This is a genomic window from Arthrobacter sp., from assembly GCF_048266065.1.
In the GTDB taxonomy this organism is placed as follows: Bacteria; Actinomycetota; Actinomycetes; order Actinomycetales; family Micrococcaceae; genus Arthrobacter_H.
This window is the reverse complement of sequence record NZ_JBLXAH010000006.1, coordinates 240,525-261,196: the sequence shown is the minus strand read 5'-3', so window position 1 is coordinate 261,196 and position 20,672 is coordinate 240,525. Positions and strand designations below refer to the sequence as shown.

Sequence of the window (20,672 nt, the reverse complement as noted above, 5' to 3'; positions counted from 1 at the left end):
AACGGCGTGCGGGTTCGGCGGATCGAGTCGACGGTGAGACAATGGAGGGGTACCCCACGGAAGAACCATGAGCCAGAATCCCCACCACCTCCACGCGCGGCCCGCGGCCGGCCGCCCGCAGCGGATCACCTCCGCCGATGAGTCGCGTTCCGCCGACATGCATTCGCGCACGGTGAAGTACACGGTGTCCATGTCGGTGCGCCTGGCCTGCTTCATCGCCGCCTTCTTCGTCCACGGCTGGCTGCAGGTCGTGATGCTCGTGCTGGCAGTGATCCTGCCGTATTTCGCGGTGATCGTCGCCAACGCCAGCGGAACGAACCTGGACAAGCGCAGTGAGAGCAACTACTACGACCATGAGCCGGTGGCCGAGCTGGGAGCCTCCGCGCAGGACGCCACCCAGGACGACGACGAGCCCCACCCGGCGCCGGCAGACCCCGCGGCTGCGACCGACCAGACGGACCGGACCGGCGGCGGCGCAGCGCAGGGCGCGGAATCCGAGGTCCTGCCCGGGCAGTGGTACACCTCCGAGGGCCCGGACACCGCAGCCGGACGCCAGGGGACGGAAAACGGCAGCGAATGAGCATTTTCGACCAGCTCTCCGGGTCCGACGGCCCGGCCACTCCGACCTGTTCCCGCAAGGGCTGCCGCCAGCCGGCCTCCTGGCAGCTGCTGTGGAACAACCCGCGCATCCACACACCGGAACGCCGCAAGATCTGGTTGGCCTGTGGGGACCACCGGGACTGGTTGACCACGTATTTGAGCGAACGCGGCCTGTTCAGGGAATCTCGCCCGCTCACCGACGACGCCCAGGAGGGCTGAACCCGTGTATCGATTCCTGGCCAGCACGCGCTGGCTCGGCTGGCTGCTGCTGGTCTGCATCTTCGCGGCAGCCTGTGTGGGACTGGGCCGCTGGCAGATGAACCGGCTCGACGAGGCCCGGACCGATAATTCACGGGTCGACGCCAACTACGACGCCGCCCCGCTGTCCTTCGAGCAGGCCCGGCCCTACTTCCAGTCGCTCCCCGAGGACAAGGCCTGGACTCCCGTGAGGATGTCGGGACGCTACCTCCCCGACGACACGCTGATCGTGCGCAACCGGACCAATGCTGGCTCCCCCGGGTACGAGGTCCTGGTGCCGTTCCGCACCCGGGAGGGAACCGTGGTCATGATCGACCGCGGCTGGCTGCCCATCGGGGACAAGTCCTCGGGTCGTCCTGACACCGTTCCCGCTCCCCCGACCGGCGACGTGCAGGTCATCGCCCGCCTGAAGGTCGGGGAGCCGGCGGTCTCCCGGTCGGCGCCCGCGGGCCAGATCGCCTCCATCGAGCTCCCCCGGGTGGCCGAAACCCTCGGATACCCGGTCGCGCCGGGAGCCTACGGGATCGTGGACCAGGAAAAGCCGGCGGTCGACCCCATGCCGGTGGCCCTGGAACGGCCATCGGTGGATACGGGCAACCACCTGTCCTACTCGCTGCAATGGTTCGCCTTCGGCGTGCTCTCCTTCGTCGGCCTGGGCTATGCCGCCCGGCAGCAGGCCCGCATCAACCGGGAAGACGCACAACAGGCCGCCGAGGCCAAGGCGGCGGGCGTCGAGGTCGTCCACTCCGCCTACCGCCCGCCGCGGACCCGGAAGACCCGCCGCCGCGATGGGGCCCCCACCGATGAGGAACTCGAGGACGCCTACCTCGATGCGTTCGAGGATCGGGCGAACCGCTAACTGCAGGGCCGCGCGTGGACGCGGGTGTGCCCCGTTGCCTTCACTGCGGCAGGGACGACGGCGGGCCCCCGGCCAACGCCGGAGGCCCGCACGGGGTGCAGCTGGTTCTCAGGCCAGCGTCACCAGATCCAGGTAGCTGTCGTTCCAGAGGTCCTCGTCGCCGTCGGGCAGCAGGACCACGCGCTCGGGATTCAACGCGGCCACGGCACCCTCATCGTGGCTGACCATGACGACGGCGCCAGGATAGTTGCCCAGCGCGTTGAGGATCTCGGAGCGGCTGGCGGGGTCCAGGTTGTTCGTCGGCTCATCGAGCAGCAGCACGTTGGCGCTGGAGGCCACGATCGTGGCCAGGGCCAGGCGGGTCTTCTCGCCACCGGAGAGCACCCCGGCCGGTTTGTTCACGTCGTCCCCGCTGAACATGAAGGACCCGAGGATGCCACGCACCTCGGCGTCCCCGAGGCTGTCGGGGGCCGCGGATCGCATGTTCTCCAAGACGCTGCGTTCGGTGTCCAGGGTGTCGTGCTCCTGGGCGTAGTAGCCGATCTTGAGCCCGTGGCCGGCGATGACTTCCCCGGTATCCGGTTCCCCGACACCGGCGAGCATGCGCAGCAGCGTCGTCTTGCCGGCACCGTTCAACCCGAGGATGACGACCTTGGAACCGCGGTCGATCGCCAGGTCGACGTCCATGAAGATCTCCAGGGATCCGTAGGACTTGCTGAGGTTCTTGGCCATCATCGGGGTCTTGCCGCAGGGTGCCGGATCCGGGAAGCGCAGTGCCGCCACGCGATCCTGCACGCGCACGCCCTCCAGCCCGCCCATGAGGCGGTCCACGCGCTTGAGCATGCTCTGCGCGGCGGAGGCGCCGGAGGCGCGGGCCTTCATCTTGTTGGCCTGGGCCAGCAGGGTGGTGGCCTTCTTCTCGGTGTTCGCCCGTTCGCGTCGGCGGGAGCGCTCGTCGGTTTCGCGCTGTTCGAGGTAGCGCTTCCAGCCGAGGTTGTACAGGTCCATCGTCGCCCGGTTGGCGTCTAGGTGGATCACCTTGTTCACCGTGGCCTCGAGCAGTTCGTTGTCGTGGGAGATCACCATGAGACCGCCCTGGTGGTTCTTCAGGAACTCGCGCAGCCAGGCGATGGAGTCGGCGTCGAGGTGGTTGGTGGGCTCATCGAGCAGCAGCGTCTCGGCGTTGGCGTAGAGGATCCGTGCCAGCTCCACGCGTCGACGCTGGCCGCCGGAGAGCGTGTCCAGGGTCTGGTTGAGCAGGCGTTCGGGCAACGCCAGGTTGTTGCAGATGGCCGCAGCCTCGGCCTCCGCGGCATAGCCGCCACGGGACATGAACTCTGCGTCCAAGCGGTCGTAGCGGTTCATCGCCTTGGTGCGGATGGACTCGTCCTCGCTGCCCATCTCGTCCTGGCACTTCTTGAGCTTGGTGACGATCTCGTCCAGGCCACGGGCGGAGAGGATGCGGTCGCGGGCCAGCTGGCCCATGTTGGGGGTGCGTGGGTCCTGCGGGAGGTAGCCGACGGATCCCTGGCGGATCACGGTGCCGCCGGTCGGCTCGGACTCCCCCGCCAGGACGCGGGTCATGGTCGTCTTGCCGGCGCCGTTGCGCCCGACCAGGCCGATCTTGTCCCCCTGGTCGATGCGGAAGGAGACACCCTCCATCAGGAGTCGAGCACCGGCACGGAGCTCAAGGTCGGCTACGGAAATCACAAGAAACCTCTCGAATGGAATGCGATGCGCTCACACGCAACCTTTCCAGTGTACGCGTGCCGGGCCGGCCGCGCGTGGGGTGATGACCGGCACACCGGCGTTCTGGCCCCGGAACACGCCTTGAACACTGATCAAGTATGCTGTTGACCATGACGCATCCCTCAGTACACACACCACCCCGCCCGGCCCGACGCAGCGCCTGGGGTGCCCGCGACCTCGGATTGATCTCCGTGTTCGCCGCCTTGCTTGCCGCCCTGACCCTCGTCCCGGCGATCCCCGTGGGACCGCTGGGGGTCCCCATCACCCTGCAGACCTTCGCCGTCTCCCTGGTGGCCTTGTGCCTGGGATCCCTGCGCGGCACGGCCAGCGTCCTGCTCTATGTGATCGTCGGCCTGGCCGGCGTCCCCGTCTTCGCGCGATTCTCCGGTGGGCTCGGGGTCCTGGCGGGGCCGACTGCCGGCTACCTGCTCGCCTTTCCGCTGGCCGCGCTGGTGGCCGGCGCCCTGGCGACGCTCGTGCTGCGCAGGGTGCGCCGGGCCAGGACGCTGTGGCTGTTTGCCGCTGCCATGGCCGGATCGATCCTGGTCACGCACCCGCTGGGCATCCTGGGCATGAGCATCAACGGGCACCTCCCCCTCGGCCAGGCGGCACTGGTTGACCTCGCCTATTGGCCCGGTGACCTGCTGAAGAACCTCGTCGCGGCCCTGGTCGCGGCGAGCGTGTTCAAGGCGTTTCCGCGGATGGCACGCCGCGAATTCGCCGCCTAGGCTGCTGGCGTGATCATCTTCCAGGCCGCCGGCGTCAGCGTCCCCGATCCACGCGGCGACGGCCAGGACCGGGTCCTGCTCGAAGCGGCCACCACGGAATTGACCGAGCGCCGCATCGCGGTCATCGGCGCCAACGGCTCGGGCAAGTCGACCTTCCTGCGCCTCATCAACGGCCTGGCCCGGCCCACCACCGGACTTGTCACCGTCGAGGGCAAGGACACCGTGCGTGAGGTCTCGGCGGTCCGCCGCCGCGTGGGCTTCCTGTTCAGCGACCCGCTCTCGCAACTGGTCATGCCACTGGTGCATGAGGATGTCGAGCTCTCGCTGAAGGCCACCATCAAGGACAAGGCACGACGGCGGCAGGCAGCCCTGTCCCATCTGGCCACCATGGGCCTGTCCCACCTGGCCGAGCGCAGCGTCCACGATCTGTCCGGCGGGGAACGCCAACTGGTCGCCCTGACCAGCGTCCTGGCCACGGGACAGGGGATCCTCGTCGCCGACGAACCGACGACTCTGCTGGACCTGCGCAACAACATCCTGCTCCAGGACACCCTCTTCGGGCTCGACCAGCAGGTGGTCTACTCCACCCATGACCTCGACTTCGCCGCCCGGGCGGACCGGGTGCTGGTCATCGACGCGGGCCGCATCGTCCACGACGGGGAACCCCGCGGGGCGATCGACCACTACCGCCGCCTGGCCACCACACATCCGGGTGGCCACTGATGCGGGGACATGCCCTCGTCATCGGCCTGCGCATCGCGGGCCACTCCCCCGTCCACCGCGCCCCACTGTGGCTGAAGTACCTCGTGCTCGTGGCCTGCGGGACCGCATTGGTCCTCTGGCGTAGCCCCCTGGTGGCCGCCGTCCTGCTGGCGGTCGGCGTCGCACTCTTTGCCCTGGCGGGGCGTCGCGTCCTGGCCGCATGGGCGGCACCACTGCGCTACCTATGGTGGATCCTGGTGATCCTCGGGGCCTACCAATGGTGGATCAACGGCCCCTGGATTGCGTTCATGGTCGTGGGCACCATGGTGGCCTCCCTGCAATTGGCACGCCTGCTGCTCCTGACCACCGATCAGTCGGACCTCGTCGACGGCCTGGCCCGGGCCTGCGCGCCGCTGCGGCCACTGGGCGTGAACCCTGACGTGGTTTCGCTGGCCGTGGGCTTGATGCTGCGCAGCATCCCGTCCATCCTCGGCTGCATCGCCGACATTGCCGACGCCGCCCGTGCCCGCGGGCTGGGACGCCATCCCCTCGCCCTGGCGGCTCCCGTCGTCGTCTCAGCGGTGGCCTTTGCCCAGCAGACCGGTGACGCGCTGGCAGCCCGCGGAATCCTCGACCACCCACCGGCCGCAGGCCCTGCGGACCGCGACGGTGACAACCGCCCGCCGACGCTGGGGTAGCAGACCCGACGCGGGCAAGGGTTCCGCAACCGCAGCGCGGCCGCTAAAGTCCGGTGCATGGCTACGATGGACCCCGGTGCGACCACGATCAAGCCCCTGACCCTGGACACCTGGGATCTGTTTGCCGCGCTCGTCGACCGGCACAACGGCATATTCGGCGGATGCTGGTGCATGCATTTCCATCCCTCCTGCGCGCACCAGGACGGGGCCTCCCCGGGCGGCCGCACGCTGAAACGGCGCATGGTTTCCAGCGGGGTCGCGCACGCCGCCCTGGTTGTCCGGGACGGGGACGACGGCGAAGAGGCGATCGCCTGGGCGGAATACGGCACGCCGTCGGAGCTGCCCAACCTCCATCACCGCAAGCAGTACCTGGCGGATCTGGCCCTCGCCGCGGAGTCGGAGCCCGACTACCGCGTCACGTGCATCTTCGTCGACCGGCGCTTCTGTCGGCAGGGACTCGTGGAGGTCGCCCTGCAGGGAGCGCTCAACCTCATCGCGCAAGCCGGCGGTGGCGTGGTGGAGGGATACCCCCATCTGCCGCCGGAGAAGAAGACGTCATCGTCCTTCCTCTACAACGGGACGAGCACCGTCTACGAACGTGCTGGCTTTGGCCTCGTCCGCGCCAAGGGTCTCAGGAACACCGTGATGCGCCGCGTCGTGGAAGCAACCTCCGCCAACGCGACCTAGCCACGAACTCCGGTGCGTGGGCGGTACGCCCTCGTCCACGATGCCCATTCGCCAAGCGGATATTTCCCGGGGGCTGCTGCAGTGTGGGGGCGACCCCGATGAGGGAGCGGCCGCCGTGATCGCCTTCTGGACCCATTGAGCCGGCCAAACCCGGGCCGTGGACTGCCAGCCGCTCCGGAACGCAAAGGGTGGCGCCCCCTTCGTTGCGAAGGGGACGCCACCATGAACCAGGGCCCCAAGCCGCCGTGGCGGCCAGGGACCGGGGTGTCCTGCTAGATGTTGAAGCCGAGCGCCCGCATCTGGTCGCGTCCGTCATCGGTGATCCGTTCCGGACCCCATGGCGGCATCCAGACCCAGTTCAGACGGTGGTCATCAACGACATTGTCCATGGCTCCGGCGACCTGTTCCTCGAGGATGTCGGTCAGCGGGCACGCTGCGGTGGTCAATGTCATGTCGATGAGCAGCACGCCGTCATCGGCGTACTTCAACCCGTACAGCAGGCCCAGGTCCACGATGTTGACACCGAGTTCGGGGTCGATCACGTCCTTGAGTGCTTCCTCAACGTCCTCGAGCGGGGTCTGCTGCGAACCCGCTGCTGCTTCGGTGGCGCTCATGATCAGGCCCCGACGGGGAGGAAGCGGTCGTAGCCCTCTTCCTCGAGACGGTCTGCCAGGTCCGGGCCGCCCTGTTCGGCGACGCGGCCGTCGACGAAGACGTGGACGAAGTCCGGCTTGATGTAGCGCAGGATCCGCGTGTAGTGGGTGATGAGCAGGGTGCCCATCTCGTGGCCGGCGGCGGCGCGGTTCACGCCCTCGGAGACGACCTTCAGGGCATCGACGTCAAGACCGGAGTCGGTCTCGTCGAGGATGGCGAACTTGGGCTTGAAGAGCTCGAGCTGCAGGATCTCCACGCGCTTCTTCTCGCCGCCGGAGAAGCCTTCGTTGACGTTGCGTCCGGCGAAGTCGGCGTCGATCTTCAGCTCGGCCATGGCGGCCTTGACGTCCTTGGTCCAGTGACGCAGGCTCGGGGCCTCGCCGTCGATGGCCGTCTTGGCCGTGCGCAGGAAGTTGGTCATGGTCACTCCGGGGACCTCGACCGGGTATTGCATGGCCAGGAACAGGCCGGCCCGGGCGCGGGCATCGACGCTCATGGCCAGCACGTCCTCACCGTCAAGGGTGATCGTGCCGGAGGTGACGTTGTAGCGGGGGTGGCCGGCAATGGTGGAGGCAAGGGTCGACTTGCCGGAACCGTTGGGGCCCATGATGGCGTGGGTTTCACCGGTCTTGATGGTGAGGGTGACGCCCTTGAGGATTTCCTTGCTGCCTTGCTCCGTATCGATGGAGACGTGCAGGTCCTTGATTTCCAGGGTAGACATTGGTGTCCGTTCTCTGACGTGCCGGACGCGCCGGCGAGGTTCACTGGGTGGGGTGGCCGATGGCCTAGTTTTCGGTGGCCGCGAGTTCGGCTTCGACGGTGTCATTCAGGCGGGTCTGCAGTTCCTCGACGCCGATCTTCTGGATGATCTCGTTGAGGAAGCCGCGTACGACCAGGCGGCGGGCCGTCTTCTCGTCGATGCCACGGGACATGAGGTAGAAGAGGTGCTCGTCGTCGAAACGGCCGGTGGTGCTGGCGTGGCCGGCCCCCTCGATGAGGCCCGTCTCGATTTCCAGGTTCGGAACCGAGTCGGCCCGTGCCCCGTCGGTGAGGACCAGGTTGCGGTTGGCCTCGTAGGAATCGGTGCCTTCTGCTTCCTTGCGGATCAGCACATCGCCGACCCAGACGGTGTGCGCGTCCTTGCCCTGCAACGCCCCCTTGTACAGCACGTTGGAGGTGCAGCGGGGTTGGGCGTGGTCCACGAACAGACGGTGTTCGAGGTGCTGGCCGGCGTCGGCAAAGTACAGGCCGAACATCTCGGCCTTCGCTCCGGTTCCGGCGAAACGGGCCGACGGGGTCAGGCGCACCAGGTCGCCGCCAAAGGTGACGACGATGTGTTTGAACTGCGCGTCCTTGGCGACCTTGGCCTGCTGCGAGCTGGCGTGGATGGAGTCGTCCTCCCACGCCTGGACGCTGACGACCGTCAGGTCGGCGCCTTCCCGGACGTCGATCTCGATGTTCTCCGTGACGACCGCGCTGCCCACGTGGTCGATGACGACCAGTCCGCGGGAGTTCGGTTCGGCGATGACCACCAGGTGCTGGGCGGCTGCTTCCAGGCCGGCACCGGTCAGGGTGAGGGTCGCCCGGACGTTCTCGGCGTTGGCACCGAGGGTCAGCACCGTGGCTTCCGTGGCGGCGTTCCATCCGTTGGCGGAGACCCGGTCCTCGGGGATGCCGGCGGAGCCAATCCGGGGGTCGTCCATGGAGACGGTCTCCACGGTCGCACCGTCGCCGAGGTCCGTAGTGACGGTCGGGGCGGTGCCGGTGGGGACGTTCTTGTGCAGCCCTCCCAGACGCTTCAGCGGGGTGAAGCGCCAGTCCTCCTCGCGGCCGGTCAAGGGCTTGAAGTCCTCCAACCGGTAGCTGGTCAGACGGCCAGCTCGCGAGGAGTCGGGCACGCCGGCGCCGCCGCCATGGCTGTGGGCCTGGCTGGCGTCGCCACCGAGTGGTGAGCTGTCCTCATTAAGCGGGGAGAGGTTTTCGCCCTCTTCTGTGAAGCCGGCGATGGCGGGCGCGCCAATGCGCGCCTTTTCTCCGGAGAATGCTGTTGCGGTATCAGTCATGATTAACCGACGGATCCTTCCATCTGCAGTTCAATGAGGCGGTTCAGTTCGAGCGCATATTCCATCGGCAGCTCACGGGCGATCGGCTCGACGAAGCCGCGCACGATCATGGCCATGGCCTCGTCCTCGGCCATGCCGCGGGACATGAGGTAGAACAGCTGCTCTTCCGAGACACGCGACACGGTGGCCTCGTGGCCCATGGTCACGTCGTCCTCGCGGACGTCGATGTAGGGGTAGGTGTCCGAGCGCGAGATCTGGTCGACGAGCAACGCGTCACACACCACGGAGTTCCGGGAGCCCTTGGCGCCCTCGCGGACCTGGACCAGTCCACGGTAGGCCGAGCGGCCGCCGTTGCGGGCCACCGACTTCGCGACGATGGACGAGGACGTGTTCGGTGCAATGTGCACCATCTTCGATCCGGTGTCCTGGTGCTGTCCCTCGCCGGCAAAGGCGATGGAGAGCGTCTCTCCCTTGGCGTGCTCGCCGGTGAGGTAGACGGCCGGGTACTTCATGGTCACCTTGGAGCCGATGTTGCCATCGATCCACTCCATGGTGGCGCCCTCTTCGCAGATGGCGCGCTTGGTGACCAGGTTGTACACGTTGTTCGACCAGTTCTGGATCGTCGTGTAGCGGACGCGGGCGCCCTTCTTCACGATGATTTCCACGACGGCCGAGTGCAGCGAGTCCGACTGGTAGATCGGGGCCGTGCAGCCTTCGATGTAGTGGACGTAGGAGTCCTCGTCGGCGATGATCAGCGTGCGCTCGAACTGGCCCATGTTTTCCGTGTTGATGCGGAAGTATGCCTGGAGCGGGATCTCCACGTGCACGCCCTTGGGCACATACACGAAGGAGCCGCCGGACCAGACAGCCGTGTTCAGCGAGCCGAACTTGTTGTCGCCCACCGGGATGACGGAGCCGAAGTACTCCTTGAAGATGTCTTCGTGTTCCTTCAGGCCCGTGTCGGTGTCCAGGAAGATGACTCCCTGCTTCTCCAGGTCCTCACGGAGCTGGTGGTACACGACCTCGGACTCGTACTGTGCTGCGACGCCCGATACGAGGCGCTGCTTCTCGGCCTCGGGGATGCCCAGCTTGTCGTACGTGTTGCGGATGTCCTCCGGCAGCTCTTCCCAGGACGTGGCCTGCTTCTCGGTGGAGCGGACGAAGTACTTGATGTTGTCGAAGTCGATGCCCGAGAGGTCGGCGCCCCAGGTCGGCATCGGCTTGCGGTCGAAGTACTTCAACCCCTTCAGCCGCAAGTCGAGCATCCATTGGGGCTCGCTCTTCTTGCCGGAGATGTCGCGGACGACTTCCTCGTTGAGGCCACGGCGCGCATTCGCGCCGGCGTCGTTCTTGTCCGACCAGCCATACTCGTAGTTGCCAATCCCCTGGAGCTCCGGATTCTTTTCCAGAATCTCGGAGATCACGCCGGGGTCGGCGGTCTCCTGTGCCATCTGATCCGTCATCGCGGCCTTTCCTGCTTTGTCAGCTTGACTCGTGTTCTCTTCTCAGCTTGCTGAGGAGTCTGGTTGCGGCCCATGGGTATATGGGTCGTACAAACATGCCCGCCGGAGGCCAGGGTCGAGAGTCGACGGACGTCGACACCGAGCAGGCGGGCAAAGACTTTGGTTTCTTCATCGCAGAACACCGGAAATTCCCGGGCCAGGTCCTGGATGGGGCAGTGCCCCTGGCACAGCTGCATGCTCTGCATCGTTGCCGCCGGTTGGTTGAATCCGACGTTGCGGGTCGAGGCGACGAACCCGTCGCCGCTCAACGCCTGTGACAGGGCCTCGGCCCGATCCGCCAGCGATTCGCCGGCGGCTTCAACGACCGGACGGTACCGGCGTTCCATCTTCTCGAAGCGGCGGGCGGCGAACGCCTGAACCGCCTCGTCACCGGCCGTGGCGGCGAGATCGGCCAGGGCCGACGTGGCGATGTCCAGGTAGTCGTTGCCGAGCTTGGTCTGGCCGCGGTGGCTCAGCACGTAGCGGCGGGCCGGTCGGCCGGCGCCAGCTGGCTGGTTGGCCACGAGCTTGACCTCCACGAGGCCGTCTCGGCTCAGGGCGTCAAGATGGCGCCTGACGGCGGCCGGAGTGAACCCGAGGTCTTCGCCCAGTTCGGCGGCACTGACCGGCCCCTGGTGGAGGACCGCATGCAGAACCCGATCGCGGGTGCGTTCCTCGGCGTCGGGCGCCACCCGGGGCACGGTCGCCGGGGCGTCCGCGTCGGGAGGAGTCAATTGCGATGAATACACAACACAATCATGACCTAATGGGATGATCTCCGCCAGTAAGGCGTGGCTTAGTTCCCCCATAGCCAAACGGCACGTGCCCGCAGACCCGCCGCCGTCGTTCTCTACATACCGTAGAATGGCCTGCGTGCCCACACTAGAACCGCGCCTCGTCGTCGACTCCCTGCGCAAGGATTTCGGCCCCGTTCCGGCCTTGGACGGACGCATGGTCCGGGTCCTCAATGGTATCTCGCTGACCGCGCACGCGGGATCGGTCACAACGCTCCTCGGATCCAACGGTGCCGGCAAATCCACCACCCTGGGATGCGCCCAGGGACTCCTGAAGCCCGATGGAGGCTCAGTCCGCCTGTTGGGCCGGGACCCGTACGACGGCGGAAGCCTCCTGCGCTCGAGGGTGGGGGTGATGCTCCAGGACGGCGGCCTGCCACCTTCCGTGAAGCCGATGGCCCTGTTGCGCCATGTCGCGGGCATGTATGCCCGGCCGGTCAACGTCGATGCGCTGGCCGAGCGCCTGGGGATCGATTCCTTTGCCCACACCACGATCCGCCGGCTCTCCGGCGGCCAACGTCAACGCGTCGGCTTGGCTGCCGCCCTGGTGGGGAATCCCGAGGTCGTGTTCCTGGACGAGCCCAGCGCCGGGCTGGACCCCCAATCGCGCCAGACGGTCTTCGACCTGATCACCGAACTGCGCGAACGCGGTCTGTGCATCGTGTTGACCACGCATCTGATGGAAGACGCACAGCGGCTCTCGGACTACGTCTACATCATCGACAATGGACGCAACGTCGCCCAGGGAACCGTCGCGGAATTGACCGCGCAGGCCACGACCGCCAGCGACAGCCGGACCCTCGCCTTCACCGCGGCACCGGGACTGGTGCCCCCGGCACTGCATCACGCGGCGTCGCTCACGGAGGAATCCGCGGGCCACTACCGGGTGGAGGGGATCCGCTCGCCCGAGGCCCTGGCCGAGATCACGTCCTGGTGGACCGCACAGTCGATCCTGCCGACGTCGATCAGCATGGAACCGAAGAACCTGGAAGACGTTTTCCTGGACATCGCCGCAGGAGGCACCCATGGCTAGGACCCAGACAACAGGACTTCCCACCGCTGCCGCGGGGTCCGCCGGTGGAAACGCCTCTCCTTTGGCCCGCCGCATCCTGCGGCATGGACGCTACGAGACCCTGGCCATGCTGGGCAACGGCGAGCAGCTGGTGCTCGCGGTGGTTCTTCCGCTGCTGGCGCTGTTCGGCTTGACCTTCACCGACATCCTCGAGGGAGTCGCCCCCCACCGCGTCGACGCGGCCGCTCCCGGCGTGCTGGCGCTGTGCGTCATGTCCACGGCCTTTACCGGCCAGGGCATCTCCACCGGGTTCGATCGGCGCTACGGCGTCCTGCGCTTCCTGGCCACCACTCCCCTGGGCCGCGCGGGTTTGATCTTCGGCAAGGCGCTGGCAGTTCTCGCTGTGCTGGTCATCCAGATGATCCTCGTCGGCGGAACCGCCCTCCTCCTCGGCTGGCGCCCCGCAGTGGCCGGGATCCCCATTGCAGTGGTCCTGCTCGTGCTCGGGGCCGCGGCGTTCACCTCGCTGGGTCTGTTGATTGCCGGCACCGTCCGCCCCGAGGCCACCTTGGCCATCACCAATCTGGCCTGGATCCTGCTGGCCGCCGGCGGCGGGATCCTGATCCCCGGCAGCCGGCTGCCCGGCGTGCTCGCCGACGTCGTCGCAGTCCTGCCCTCCTCCGCCCTGGGCGATGCCCTTCGCGACGCGCTCATCGGTGGGACAATGAACCTTGGCGCCTGCCTGATCCTGCTGGCCTGGACGATTGCCGCAGGACTGGCCGCCACCCGCTGGTTTAAATGGAACTGACGCGCGCGCTCACCGCAGCACCGTGTTCCGAATGGAGAATGACATCATGACAACGCCCGTTGCCACGCGCTGGTTCGGCCGGCTCCCGCTGTCCATCGGCACCGGCATCCACCGCTTGGCCATCGCCTCGCTGGTGGCCCAGGCAGCCCTCATCGTCTCAGGAGGAGCCGTTCGCCTCACGGCGTCCGGCCTGGGGTGCTCACAGTGGCCCAACTGCATGCCCGGAACGATGACGCCCACCCCCGAGATGGGGATCCACGGCCTGATCGAATTCGGCAACCGGCTCCTGACATTTGTCCTGGCAGCCATCGCCCTGGCCATGATCATTTCCGTCTGGAGGATCCGGCGGACGCACCGCACGGTCTTCTGGCTGTCGATCTCCCTGCTGTGCTTCATCCCGATCCAGGCGGTCATCGGCGGCATCACGGTGCTCAGCGACTTGAACCCGTGGGTCGTGAGCCTGCACTTCCTGGCGTCCATCGTCCTCGTCGCGGCGGCCACACTGCTGGTCAACCGCACCGGGCGGGAGGCACGCGGGGAGGAACTCGTCGCACCCGGCCCGCTGACCGGAACCCTGCGCACCTTGGGCTGGACCGTCGCCATCACCTCCGCCCTGGCGCTCGTGCTGGGAACCGTGGTCACCGGGTCCGGCCCGCACGCTGGCGACCCCTCGTCGCCACGGCATGACTTCAACCTCTACCTGGTGACGCGGATCCATGTCGTCCCCGTCTACCTGCTGGTCATCGCCACGGTGCTGGGACTGTATCTGGCCATCCGCACCCGGGCCTCGGCGCAGCTCAAACGCGGATACATCATGCTGGTGGTGGCCGTCCTGGCGCAAGCCGCCATCGGCTATACGCAGTTCTTCCTTGGCCTGCCCATCGGCGTGGTCATGCTGCACATGGTGGGCACCGCCCTGCTGACGGCAGCCGCAACCAACGTCTGGGACCGCTCCACCGGCATCGTTCCGTTGTAGTCCGCCGCCGCGTCGGGTTCCCTCGGCCCACCCCGGCGTCCGGCCCCGCCCCCACCGTCTTCACGGCAGGGGGGCGGGGCCGTGCACGTTCCCCCGCCGTCTCGCCCTCCCCCACGCCCACACGCCGCGATCCCTTGGCCACCCGTGCCGGCTGACGCCCGACCAGGCCTGCCGGGCGGACGGTGGGCGCCTGCCCTGCGCCGGAGCCGGGCCGTGGACATCGTCGTGGACGGTGCGCCGGCCATGCCGCCGGACGTCCCAGCCACCCAAAAGGCCGGGCACCCGCTGTTGCGGATACCCGGCCTGTGGTTGGCGTGGCGGGGCCTAGCCGAAGATGGGCTGGCCGACGAACGGGTCGATGGCCAGGGCCACGAACACAATCGTCAGGTACGTGATGGAGATGTGGAAGACCTTCATCGCCTTGCGGTTCATGTCCTGCGGCAGGTGCTCGCGCCGGGCCTCCCGGTAGAGCACGTGGGACTCGAAGATGAACCATCCGCCGGAGACGGCGGCCAAGACCGTATAGACGATGCCGGCGTTGCCCATGGGGACCAGCAGCAGCGAGCACACCACGGTGGCCCAGGCGTAGAGGACCACTTGCACGGAAACGGTGCGGGCTCCGGCAATCGCGCCGAGCATCGGAACGTGGGCGTTGTTGTAGTCATCCGCGTACTTCATCGACAGGGGCCAGTAGTGCGGCGGGGTCCACAGGAAGATGATCAGGAACAGGATCACTGCCGGCCAGTCAAGGGTGCCGGTGACTGCAGCCCAGCCGATGAGCACGGGCATGCACCCGGCGATGCCGCCCCAGACGATGTTCTGCGAGGTGCGTCGCTTGAGGATCAACGTGTAGAAGACCACGTAGAGCAGGATCGCCACCAACCCCAGGACGGCGGTGAACAGGTTCGTTCCGGCCCAGAGGATGGCGATCGAGGCAATGCCGATCAACCAGGAGAAGACAAATGCCTCGCGTGGAGTCACCTCGCCGGTGACCAGCGGGCGCTTCGACGTGCGGTGCATGAGCTTGTCCATGTCGCGGTCGAAATAGCAGTTGAAGGCCCCGGCGCTGCCGGCGGCGAAGGCACCGCCGACCAGGGTGGCCAGAATGGTGAGCAGGTCGGGGAACCCGCGCTGGGCGAAGATCATCGTCGGCAGGGTGGTGACCAGCAGCAGTTCAATGACCCGCGGCTTGGTCAGGGCGACATAGGCCCTGGCCTTGCGACCGACGAAGCCACCCAGGCGTTCGTCGGGTTGACGTGACGCACGAGGTGCGAGCTCGGCGTCGGTCGGTACGGTCTTCACGGACATGCCACTCAGTTCTTCGCGGGGAATACACAGACAACGTCCATCATACCCTTTTACACAACGTAGAAATTGGCCACGGTTCTCCCCTGCGCGAACGCATGTCGAAATTATCCGGGCAAACAGGGCGGGTGCACCCCCAAAGCGTTATGGTTGAGGCGATGTGCCGGAGCGCTGGAGCTCAGTATTAATACATGGGCGTGCAGCATCTGCGCTTCCATCGCCTTCACTCGTCCGGCACCGACCGCCTATCAGGACCAGAGAGAGGGGCCGCCACGTGGCGCCACAGTCAGATGTTCGGGAATTGTCGTGGACGGAATTGGACCAGAAGGCGGTGGACACGATCCGTGTCCTCGCAGCCGACGCCGTGGAGAAGGTGGGCAGCGGCCACCCCGGAACGGCCATGAGCCTGGCTCCCGCGGCATACCTTCTCTTCCAGCAGCATCTGCGCCACGACCCCAGTGATCCCCAGTGGATCGGCCGCGACCGCTTCGTCCTCTCCCCCGGCCACACATCGCTGACCCTGTACCTGCAGCTCTTCTTCTCCGGTTACGGCCTTGAGATGAAGGACCTCGAGTCGCTGCGCACCTGGGGATCGCTGACTCCCGGCCACCCCGAAGTCGGACACACCGATGGGGTCGAGATCACCACCGGTCCGTTGGGCCAGGGGCTGGCCTCGGCCGTTGGCTTTGCCTACGCCGAACGCCGCATGCGCGGCATGCTTGACCCGGAGGCAGCTCCCGGCACGAGCCCGTTTGACCATTCCGTCTTCGTCATTGCCTCCGACGGCGACCTGCAGGAGGGTGTCACCTCTGAGGCCTCATCGCTGGCCGGACACCAGGAACTGGGCAACCTGGTGGTGATCTACGACGAGAACCACATCTCGATCGAAGACGACACCGACGTGGCCTTCACCGAAGACGTCCTGGGCCGCTACGCCGCCTACGGCTGGCACACCCAGCGGGTCGACTGGACCCGCACCGGCGAATACGTCGAGGACATCGAGGCCCTGCATGCGGCCATCAACGAGGCCAAGGCCGAGACCAGCCGACCCTCCATCATCTCCCTGCGCACGATCATCGGCTGGCCGTCCCCGACCAAGAAGAACACCGGCGGCATCCATGGGTCCAAGCTCGGTACCGATGAGCTGGAGGCCCTGAAGAAGGAACTGGGCTTCGACCCGCAGGCACACTTCGCCCTGGATGAGAAGGTCCTGGCCCACGTTCGCGAGGTCGCCGACCGTGGAGCGGCCCTGCACGCCGACTGGCAGAAGGGCTTCGACGCCTGGCAGTCGTCCAACCCCGAAAATGCCGCCCTCCTGCAGCGGATCACCGAGGGCAAGCTCCCCGACGGCTGGGAGGCAAACCTGCCCGAATTCGAGGCAGGCAAGGATCTGGCCACGCGTGCGGCCTCCGGCAAGGTCATCAACGCCATCGCCGATGTGCTGCCCGAACTATGGGGTGGATCCGCCGACCTGGCCGGCTCGAACAACACCACGATCGAGAACGCCCCGTCGTTCATCCCCGCCACGAAGCAGACCAACTCCTGGAAGGGAAACCCCTACGGGCGCGTCCTGCACTTCGGCATCCGCGAGCACGCCGCTGCCTCGATCGTCAACGGCATCGCCCTGGCATCGCCCACCCGCCCGTACTCGGGGACGTTCCTGATCTTCTCGGACTACCAGCGACCGGCCATCCGGCTGTCGGCGCTGATGGGTGTGCCCTCCATCTACGTGTGGACGCATGACTCCATCGGCCTCGGCGAGGACGGCCCGACCCACCAGCCGGTGGAACAGCTCGCCTCCTTGCGTGCCATCCCGAACCTGGACGTCGTCCGCCCGGCGGACGCCAATGAGGTCGCCTGGGCGTGGAAGACGATCCTGGAAAACACGTCCAACCCCGCAGGCCTGGTGCTCTCGCGCCAGAACCTCCCGGTGTACGACCGCTCGCAGCCCGGCTTTGGTGCCGCTTCCGGCGTCGCCCGGGGCGGCTACGTGCTGGTTGACTCGCTCCGCGATGGCCAGGCCGTGGATCCCGATGTCGTGCTGATGGGCACCGGCTCCGAGGTCCAGCTGGCAGTGGACGCCCGCGAGGCACTGGCCGCCGAGGGCATTGCCGCACGCGTGGTTTCGCTGCCGTCGATCGAGTGGTTCAACCGCCAGGACCAGGCCTACCGCGAGTCGGTGCTGCCCGCCTCCGTCACGGCACGCGTGAGCGTCGAAGCCGGCGTTGCCCAGGGCTGGCGCGAACTCGTGGGTGATAACGGCCGGATCGTCTCCCTGGACCACTTCGGTGCCTCGGCGGACTACCAGCGGCTCTACCAGGAGTTCGGCATCACCGCCGAGGCCGTCGCCCAGGCGGCCCGGGATTCCATCGCCGCCACCAAATAGCCATCCGCCGGCCAGCCTTCGGGCTGGCCGGTCCCGTTCCCCGGCCCAGGCCACGGAGCGGCTCGAACCCCATCCCATCCCCGGAAGGATCCACACCATGAGCAACCCCAACACCCAGGCCCTCTCCGATGCCGGCGTCTCCATCTGGCTTGACGACCTCTCACGCTCGCGCCTGACCTCGGGCTCCCTGAAGGAACTCATCGGCAACCTCAATGTGGTCGGCGTGACCACCAATCCCTCGATCTTCGCCGCTGCCTTGTCCAAGGGCGACGCAGACTATGCGGACCAGGTCGCCGAGCTCGCGGCCTCCGGAGCCGACGTCGAGGACGCCGTCTTCCAGATCACCACCCAGGACGTCACGACGGCCTGCGACTTGTTCTCCCCGGTCGCCACGGCCAGCCAGGGCATCGACGGCCGTGTTTCCATCGAAGTCGACCCACGGCTGGCCCACGACGCAGCGGGCACTGTGGCGGAGGCCAAGAAGTTGTTCGCCAAGGTCAACCGCGAGAACGTGCTGATCAAGATCCCGGCCACCGTCGAGGGCCTCGAGGCCATCACGGCCACCCTGGCGGAGGGCATCAGCGTCAACGTCACGCTGATTTTCTCCCTCGAGCGCTACCGCGCGGTCATCAACGCATTCATGACCGGTTTGGAGCAGGCCAAGGAGAACGGCCACGATCTGTCCAAGCTCCATTCAGTCGCCTCGTTCTTCGTCTCCCGCGTCGACACCGAAATCGACAAGCGGCTCGACGCCCTCGGCACCGACGAGGCCAAGGCCCTCAAGGGCAAGGCGGGACTCGCCAACGCGCGCCTGGCCTACCAGGTCTTCGAAGAGGACTTCTCCTCCGAGCGTTGGGGCGTCCTGGCTGCGGCCGGGGCCCGGCCCCAGCGTCCGCTGTGGGCCTCCACCGGCGTCAAGGACCCCTCCCTTCCCGACACCCTCTACGTCACCGGCCTGGTCGCCCCGCAGGTGGTGAACACCATGCCCGAGAAGACGCTGGATGCGACCGCCGACCACGCGGAGATCACCGGAGACACCGTCACCGGGACCTACGACGAGGCCAACCAGGTCCTCGACGACCTGGCCGCCCAGGGCATCGACTACAACGACGTCGTGGCCCTGTTGGAGACCGAGGGCGTCGACAAGTTCGACGCGGCTTGGAAGGAACTGCTCGTCGATGTCCGCGGTGCCCTCGAGGCCGCCGGAAAGGCGTCGGCATGAGCGCCCTCGGGTTCACCGCGACGGGTGCCGCACAGGAGGCCATCAGGGCGCACGTCCCCGGCCTGGTTGCCGAGAACACCGCATCGCGCATTGCCGCCAAGGACGCAACCCTCTGGGGTCCCGATGCCGAATCGGAGGCGGCGAAACGCCTGGGTTGGGTCGATCTGGCCGAGACATCCCGCCCCCTGGTCTCCTCCATCCTCGAACTGCGCGATGAGCTGCGGGCCGAGGGAATCAACCGCGTCGTGCTGGCGGGAATGGGAGGTTCCTCGCTGGCGCCGGAGGTCATCACGGCCACCGCGGACGTCGAACTGGTCGTTCTGGACAGCACCGATCCGGAGATGGTCGGCAACGCCCTGACCGACCGGTTGTCCAGCACCGTGCTGGTGGTCTCCTCGAAGTCCGGCTCCACGGTCGAGACCGATTCGCAGCGCCGGGTGTTCTCGCAGGCGTTCGAGGATGCCGGCATCGACGCGGCATCCCGCATCGTCGTCGTCACCGATCCCGGGTCCCCGATGGACGAGGCATCGCGGAAGGCCGGCTACCGTGCCGTGTTCAACGCGGATCCGAATGTCGGCGGACGGTATTCGGCATTGACGGCCTTCGGGCTGGTGCCCTCCGGTCTGGCCGGCGTCGACATCGCCGCGCTGCTCGACGACGCCGAGGAAGCCGCCGAATTCCTGGCCGACGACGACGAGGACAACCTCGGCCTCGCCCTGGGCGCGGCCCTGGCCGGCACGTCTCCGCTGCGCAACAAGATCGTGTTCGTCGACGAGGGGTCCGGAATCGTCGGCTTCGCCGACTGGGCCGAGCAACTCATCGCGGAGTCCACCGGGAAGCACGGCACCGGCCTGTTGCCCGTGGTCGTCGAACCGGGTGCCGAGGAGACGGTCAACCAGGCCGACGACGTGTTGCTGGTTCACCTGGTGTCCGACGACGAGGACCCGGTCGTCGCCAGCCACGGCCACCACCTCTACGTTTCCGGCTCACTGGGAAGCCAGATGCTCTGGTGGGAGTACGCCACGGTGGTAGCGGGCAAGCTGCTGGGCATCAATCCGTTCGACCAGCCCGACGTCGAGGCCGCCAAGGTAGCGGCCCGCGGTCTGCTCGATGCCACACCGGAACCGGAGGCGGCGCAGCTCGTGGACGGGGACATCGAATTGCGCGCCACCGAGGGGCTGCTCGAGGGCGCCTCCGGTGTCACCGACGCCGTGGCCAACCTGCTGGGTGCCCTGCCGGCCGACGGCTATGTGAGCATCCAGGCCTACCTGGACCGGGTCGGCCACGCCGACCTGGCCACCCTGCGCGAGGACCTGGCCATCGCTTCGGATCGGCCCACCACCTTTGGGTGGGGCCCGCGGTTCCTGCACTCCACGGGACAGTTCCACAAGGGTGGTCCACGGATCGGGGTCTACCTGCAGATCACCGCGGACTCGGACACCGACATCAGCATCCCGGACCGACCGTTCACCTTTGGTGAGTTGATCTCCGCACAGGCCACCGGGGATGCCCAGGTCCTGGCGGATCACGGCCGGCCCGTGCTGCGCCTGCACCTCACCTCCCGGGACGAGGGCATCCGCCAGCTGCGTGCAGCCATCGCCGCGTTGCCCGGCAGCCACCGGTAGCAACGCCACGGCGGGCGGCCCCTCCGGCCGCCCGCCCTTCACGT

Annotated in this window: 20 protein-coding genes; 13 read left to right on the top strand and 7 right to left on the bottom strand. The window is 67.4% G+C overall.

All coding sequences use genetic code 11. The features are described from left to right. Positions 1-67 precede the first annotated feature (67 nt). Genes ACN0TP_RS12000 through ACN0TP_RS11990 form a run of 3 tightly spaced genes read left to right on the top strand, consistent with a single transcriptional unit; the run spans position 68 to position 1,717 of the window. The gene (locus ACN0TP_RS12000) at positions 68-580 is read left to right on the top strand and encodes a DUF3099 domain-containing protein (RefSeq protein WP_417219288.1); all 513 of its coding nucleotides are present in this window, start codon (positions 68-70) and stop codon (positions 578-580) included. Further along, the gene (locus tag ACN0TP_RS11995) at positions 577-819 is read left to right on the top strand and encodes a hypothetical protein (RefSeq protein ID WP_417219282.1); all 243 of its coding nucleotides are present in this window, start codon (positions 577-579) and stop codon (positions 817-819) included. The genes ACN0TP_RS12000 and ACN0TP_RS11995 overlap by 4 nt, the downstream gene beginning before the upstream one ends. A gap of 4 nt (positions 820-823) precedes the next feature. Further along, positions 824-1,717, top strand: a complete 894-nt coding sequence (locus ACN0TP_RS11990) for an SURF1 family protein (protein WP_417219279.1) — start codon at positions 824-826, stop codon at positions 1,715-1,717. A 108-nt stretch (positions 1,718-1,825) separates the two neighbouring features. Here the strand turns inward: ACN0TP_RS11990 and ACN0TP_RS11985 are convergent, their stop codons facing one another. After that, positions 1,826-3,427 carry an ABC-F family ATP-binding cassette domain-containing protein gene (locus tag ACN0TP_RS11985; RefSeq protein ID WP_417219277.1) on the bottom strand — a complete coding sequence of 534 codons (1,602 nt, stop codon included), beginning with the start codon at positions 3,425-3,427 and terminating at the stop codon, positions 1,826-1,828. Between the two features lie 149 nt (positions 3,428-3,576). Between ACN0TP_RS11985 and ACN0TP_RS11980 the strand changes: the two genes are divergently transcribed. From ACN0TP_RS11980 to ACN0TP_RS11965, 4 genes are read left to right on the top strand one after another with little or no spacing between them, the layout of a single operon-like run. Then, complete coding sequence (locus ACN0TP_RS11980; RefSeq protein ID WP_417219275.1) at positions 3,577-4,194, top strand: biotin transporter BioY; 618 nt, start codon at positions 3,577-3,579, stop codon at positions 4,192-4,194. 9 nt (positions 4,195-4,203) lie between these two features. Then, positions 4,204-4,917, top strand: coding sequence for an energy-coupling factor ABC transporter ATP-binding protein (locus ACN0TP_RS11975; protein ID WP_417219273.1), 714 nt, complete (start codon positions 4,204-4,206; stop codon positions 4,915-4,917). Then, positions 4,917-5,594, top strand: a complete 678-nt coding sequence (locus tag ACN0TP_RS11970; RefSeq protein WP_417219271.1) for a CbiQ family ECF transporter T component — start codon at positions 4,917-4,919, stop codon at positions 5,592-5,594. The genes ACN0TP_RS11975 and ACN0TP_RS11970 overlap by 1 nt, the downstream gene beginning before the upstream one ends. Positions 5,595-5,651: 57 nt before the next feature. Next, complete coding sequence (locus ACN0TP_RS11965; protein WP_417219269.1) at positions 5,652-6,281, top strand: GNAT family N-acetyltransferase; 630 nt, start codon at positions 5,652-5,654, stop codon at positions 6,279-6,281. Positions 6,282-6,553: 272 nt separating this feature from the next. Here the strand turns inward: ACN0TP_RS11965 and ACN0TP_RS11960 are convergent, their stop codons facing one another. The 5 genes from ACN0TP_RS11960 to ACN0TP_RS11940 all read right to left on the bottom strand — a co-directional run bounded on the left by ACN0TP_RS11960 (position 6,554) and on the right by ACN0TP_RS11940 (position 11,249). Next, a complete protein-coding gene (locus tag ACN0TP_RS11960; protein ID WP_417219267.1) occupies positions 6,554-6,895 on the bottom strand; it encodes a metal-sulfur cluster assembly factor in 342 nt (113 codons plus the stop codon). A 2-nt stretch (positions 6,896-6,897) separates the two neighbouring features. Then, entirely contained in the window at positions 6,898-7,656 is a 759-nt protein-coding gene (gene sufC / locus ACN0TP_RS11955) for a Fe-S cluster assembly ATPase SufC (RefSeq protein ID WP_417219264.1), read from the bottom strand. A gap of 64 nt (positions 7,657-7,720) precedes the next feature. Beyond that, on the bottom strand, positions 7,721-8,998 hold the full coding sequence (gene sufD, locus ACN0TP_RS11950; RefSeq protein WP_417219262.1) for a Fe-S cluster assembly protein SufD: 1,278 nt from the start codon (positions 8,996-8,998) through the stop codon (positions 7,721-7,723). A gap of 2 nt (positions 8,999-9,000) precedes the next feature. After that, on the bottom strand, positions 9,001-10,461 hold the full coding sequence (sufB, locus tag ACN0TP_RS11945) for a Fe-S cluster assembly protein SufB (RefSeq protein ID WP_417219260.1): 1,461 nt from the start codon (positions 10,459-10,461) through the stop codon (positions 9,001-9,003). Next, a complete protein-coding gene (locus tag ACN0TP_RS11940; protein WP_417219259.1) occupies positions 10,458-11,249 on the bottom strand; it encodes a helix-turn-helix transcriptional regulator in 792 nt (263 codons plus the stop codon). Before ACN0TP_RS11940 ends, sufB begins: the two co-directional genes overlap by 4 nt. A 115-nt stretch (positions 11,250-11,364) precedes the next feature. Between ACN0TP_RS11940 and ACN0TP_RS11935 the strand changes: the two genes are divergently transcribed. Genes ACN0TP_RS11935 through ACN0TP_RS11925 form a run of 3 tightly spaced genes read left to right on the top strand, consistent with a single transcriptional unit; the run spans position 11,365 to position 14,090 of the window. Next, entirely contained in the window at positions 11,365-12,327 is a 963-nt protein-coding gene (locus tag ACN0TP_RS11935; protein ID WP_417219257.1) for an ABC transporter ATP-binding protein, read from the top strand. After that, a complete protein-coding gene (locus ACN0TP_RS11930) occupies positions 12,320-13,114 on the top strand; it encodes an ABC transporter permease (RefSeq protein ID WP_417219256.1) in 795 nt (264 codons plus the stop codon). Before ACN0TP_RS11935 ends, ACN0TP_RS11930 begins: the two co-directional genes overlap by 8 nt. Before the next feature lie 46 nt (positions 13,115-13,160). Further along, the gene (locus ACN0TP_RS11925) at positions 13,161-14,090 is read left to right on the top strand and encodes a COX15/CtaA family protein (protein WP_417219254.1); all 930 of its coding nucleotides are present in this window, start codon (positions 13,161-13,163) and stop codon (positions 14,088-14,090) included. Positions 14,091-14,414: 324 nt separating this feature from the next. On the opposite strand, the gene ACN0TP_RS11920 is transcribed toward ACN0TP_RS11925, so the two are convergent. Then, on the bottom strand, positions 14,415-15,398 hold the full coding sequence (locus ACN0TP_RS11920; protein WP_417219252.1) for a heme o synthase: 984 nt from the start codon (positions 15,396-15,398) through the stop codon (positions 14,415-14,417). Positions 15,399-15,696: 298 nt separating this feature from the next. Here ACN0TP_RS11920 and tkt point away from each other — a divergent pair, with 298 nt between their 5' ends. From tkt to ACN0TP_RS11905, 3 genes are all read left to right on the top strand, one after another. Next, entirely contained in the window at positions 15,697-17,781 is a 2,085-nt protein-coding gene (gene tkt / locus ACN0TP_RS11915) for a transketolase (protein WP_417219250.1), read from the top strand. Positions 17,782-17,878: 97 nt separating this feature from the next. Then, on the top strand, positions 17,879-19,003 hold the full coding sequence (tal, locus tag ACN0TP_RS11910) for a transaldolase (protein ID WP_417219249.1): 1,125 nt from the start codon (positions 17,879-17,881) through the stop codon (positions 19,001-19,003). Beyond that, positions 19,000-20,628, top strand: coding sequence for a glucose-6-phosphate isomerase (locus tag ACN0TP_RS11905; RefSeq protein ID WP_417219247.1), 1,629 nt, complete (start codon positions 19,000-19,002; stop codon positions 20,626-20,628). The genes tal and ACN0TP_RS11905 overlap by 4 nt, the downstream gene beginning before the upstream one ends. The last annotated feature ends 44 nt before the right edge of the window (positions 20,629-20,672 follow it).